Annotated in this window: 3 protein-coding genes and 1 pseudogene; 1 reads left to right on the top strand and 3 read right to left on the bottom strand. The window is 65.2% G+C overall.

What is annotated here, in order from left to right; genetic code table 11:
• A pseudogene (locus VFW84_RS16925) lies at nt 1-125 on the bottom strand (tRNA dihydrouridine(16) synthase DusC); the annotation flags it as partial.
• A gap of 449 nt (nt 126-574) precedes the next feature.
• Here VFW84_RS16925 and VFW84_RS16930 point away from each other — a divergent pair.
• The gene (locus tag VFW84_RS16930; RefSeq protein ID WP_329681647.1) at nt 575-1459 is read left to right on the top strand and encodes an HDOD domain-containing protein; all 885 of its coding nucleotides are present in this window, start codon (nt 575-577) and stop codon (nt 1457-1459) included.
• A gap of 12 nt (nt 1460-1471) precedes the next feature.
• Here VFW84_RS16930 and VFW84_RS16935 read toward each other — a convergent pair whose 3' ends face one another.
• Nucleotides 1472-1846, bottom strand: coding sequence for a hypothetical protein (locus VFW84_RS16935; RefSeq protein WP_329681648.1), 375 nt, complete (start codon nt 1844-1846; stop codon nt 1472-1474).
• 94 nt (nt 1847-1940) lie between these two features.
• Entirely contained in the window at nt 1941-2711 is a 771-nt protein-coding gene (locus VFW84_RS16940; protein ID WP_329681649.1) for a ParA family protein, read from the bottom strand.
• Nucleotide 2712: the final 1 nt, after the last annotated feature.

Here is a 2712-nt window from a genome sequence, read left to right on the forward strand (position 1 = left end):
TCGGGCAGCAGGGTGTCGGTGATGCGGATGAACTCCGAGACGCAGCGATCCACGCCACCGACACGGGTGAGCACGTCACGCAGGGAGCAATCCAGCAGCCCTTCCATGGGGGCGAGAACGATCATCGGGCGGGAGTGTACACAGAGGGGAGCGTGCTTGTGCTTGTTCTGGGGTTGAGGCGTTTTGTCGGGGCAGCGTGGGGCGCGGGCCGAGGGGGGCTCTGTCCGGGCTTCACGGGGGCGGTCCCGCTGCGCGGGACACGCCTGCGCTGCTCGCGTCGAGGTGGCGTCGGGGAACTCACTGCGCGCCCTGCAGGCGATCCGCTCAGACAACCCCGACGAGTCAGATGTTGAGACGCGCTGCGCGCGCCCACCCCGACACTCCGCTGCTCGGCGCCCCCGAGGCGCCCGGCCAGAGCCCCCCTCGGCCCTTCATCGCCCCACTGGTGGCATGCGATGAGCCCCCTCCGACCCAGCCCTGCGCTGTCACAAAAAACGCCCAGAAAACCACTTCAGAAGCACGCACAAGCTGTCGATATCCAGACGATACGCACCCTGTCTCACCCGCCTGCACCATGTCGACCACCGCACTCGCCGCCGATCGCATCGAAACCATTCAGCAGGAGCTGGACCAGGCCCGCCGCAGCGGCCCGCTGCAGCAGATCGTCATCCCGCCGTGTCCCGAGTTGCTGGCACGCCTGAATGTGGTGCTGGCCCAGGCCGAACCGGATCTCAATGAAGTGGCACGCATCGCCAGCAGCGATGTCGCCATGGCAGCCACCTTGCTCAAATCGGCCAACAGCCCCCTGTTTGCCAGCGGGCAGCCAGTGCAGACCATCGGCGCCGCCATGAACCGCCTGGGCCTGGAGCAGACGGCGGCCATCATCAGTGGCTTCCTGGTGCAGCGCGCCATCAAGGTCAACAGCTCGCACCTGCAGCGCTTCTGGGAGCGGGCACGCAAGCGTGCCGTGGCCATGGGCTATCTGGCGCAGAAGCTGCCGGGCTTGTCCTTCGACGTGGCCCACACCTACGGGCTCTTCTGCCATGTGGGATTGCCCGTGATGATGCAGAGCGTCAAAGGCTACGCGGGCACCATGGTCGAGGCCAATGCGCGCATCGATCGCTCGTATGTGGCCACCGAAAACGCCAACCACCGCACGGACCACGCGGTGGTCGGGGCCCTGGTGGCACGGGTGTGGAAGCTCTCACCCACGGTGACCGCGGCCATCCGTCTGCATCACGACATGGACATCCTGCGTGGCAACTCGATCGATCCGGAGGTGGTCACCCTGATGGCGGCCGGCCTGGTGGCCGAATACTTCGTGCGCCGCCATGAGGCCATCGATCCGGACATCGACTGGACCCGTCACGCCGATGCGATCAAGGACTGGTTGCAGATCACGGATGATGATCTCGTCACATGGGAAGACGAGTTGCGTGAGCCTCTGGACGAGGCCTGAGCACACCCCCGGTCAAGGAGCCGTGGGGTAGGTGCACTGCACCACATCGGACACGCTATAGGCCGTGGTCGTCGGGTTGGGCTGGATGGCTCGAAGCGCCTTGACGAATTTGTCAAAGCTGCCTGCGGCTGCAAACGTGCCCTGCTCCACGCAGGCCGAAAAACCGCCTTCTTTGCCGTAACCGTAGACATCGAAGTAATCGATGGTGCCCCGGTAGACGGCATCGGCGATGAGCCATTTGACCTTCTTGAACGCTGTGGCGTCCACACCGGGGCCGATGCCGCCGATGCTGATCTCGACGGCGGTGCTGGGGGTGGCGGCCATGGCCGGGCTGGCCATCGCCATCAGGGCCGCCAGCAGGCAGCCTTGGCTCAGGGATGTTCTCATGGGATCTCCAGACGTGGATGGGGGAAGGACTGCGGGCGCCAGCATGCCGTGGCGGTGCCGGCCTGTCCATCCCGTGCGGCCCCATGAGGCCCGTTTAATTGTTACCGAGTGCGTCGTGCAGGGCGATCAGCTCCAGCGTGAGCTTGTGTCGCGCATCCAGATGGATCATGGGGCGCGACTGCTGGTGTGATTCCTTGACCTTGACCGAGGCGCTCAAGTAGGGCTGCAGCACGGGCAGACCTTCGTCGATCAGCTCCTGCACCAAGCGCTGGGGCAAGGTGGCCCGGGGCTGGAACTGGTTGACCACGATGCCGCTCACGGCCAGGGCGTCGTTGTGGTCTGACTGGATCTCCTTGACGTTGTCCAGCAGGGTGTAGAGCGCCCGGCGGGAGAAGTCATCGCAGTCGAAGGGGATCAGGCAGCCCTGGGCAGCGATCAGCGCCGAGCGCGTGTAGAAATTCAGCGCGGGCGGCGTGTCGATGTAGATGCGGTCGAAGTCTTCTTCGAGCTCTTCCAGGGCTTCGCGCAGCTTGTAGATCTTGTAGCGCGATTCCAGCTTGGTGTGCAGCTCGTCCAGCGCGGGGCTGGAGGGCATGACCGACAGGCCTTCCCAGGGCGTGGGCACCACGAACTCGGCGGTGGCCTTGGGGCGAGCCGTGAACTTCAGGGTCTGGTCGAAGAACTCCGCCGCGCCCGGGGTGTCGTCCTGCAAGGTGTCGCCCAGCAGATAGTGGGAGGAGTTGCCCTGGGTGTCCAGGTCGACCAGCAAGGTGCGCAGACCCTGCTGGGCACTGATGGCGGCGAGATTGCAGGCGATGGTGGACTTGCCCACCCCGCCCTTTTGATTGAAGACAACGTACCGCATG

The organism is Aquabacterium sp. (assembly GCF_036279655.1).
In the GTDB taxonomy this organism is placed as follows: Bacteria; Pseudomonadota; Gammaproteobacteria; order Burkholderiales; family Burkholderiaceae_C; genus Aquabacterium.